Genomic DNA, 617 nt, shown 5'->3' on the forward strand with positions numbered 1-617 from the left:
GAATAAAATTACCCCATTTTGTTTTTGGATTAACTTTTACCAAAATTTCTTCGCCAAAATTTTTTCCATTATCATTCGAAATTGAAATGCTTGCACCAACTTCTAAATCTTTCCACATAATTTTATTATGTTCGTAATATAGTTTTGCTGCTTCGCCGTCATCCAATTTTCTATTTGCATAGAATTGAGTTTGATATCTTATTGGCAACACTCCTTCTGAAATAATTTTGAATTGTTTTTCAAATTCAAATGAATATTTTCGAATACTTTTATCAAAGCGAATTTTTAGATGATTGCTAATGGGCTGTAATCCGTGATATGCCTCATCAATTAAAAAACCTACTGTTTTTTCCAACGAGCCAATTTTATCATCTTGGTGTTTAATGTGATTCATTACTTGATTTTTAAAATCTTGAAATCGTTCTTCTAATTGTTGAGATTGACTCTCGTTTTTTGTAGTTGTATTTGTTTCGGAACTTTTCTTTTTGACAGAACGGTTCAATTTAATTGTTTTTTCAAATGCTTCTACGCAATTTTTAAAATAAGTGTTCTTTATATTAGACTCTTTAAGGTAGTCATAGGGAACAATTTTATTTTTAAATTTATCAATGCCATAA

1 protein-coding gene is annotated in these 617 nt (G+C 28.2%); it reads right to left on the reverse strand.

Annotated features, from left to right (window positions below):
- Positions 1-617: hypothetical protein (locus ASC50_RS03210; RefSeq protein ID WP_158648349.1), on the reverse strand; the 617-nt coding region annotated here is incomplete at both ends.

It is taken from the genome of Candidatus Symbiothrix dinenymphae, from assembly GCF_001431085.1.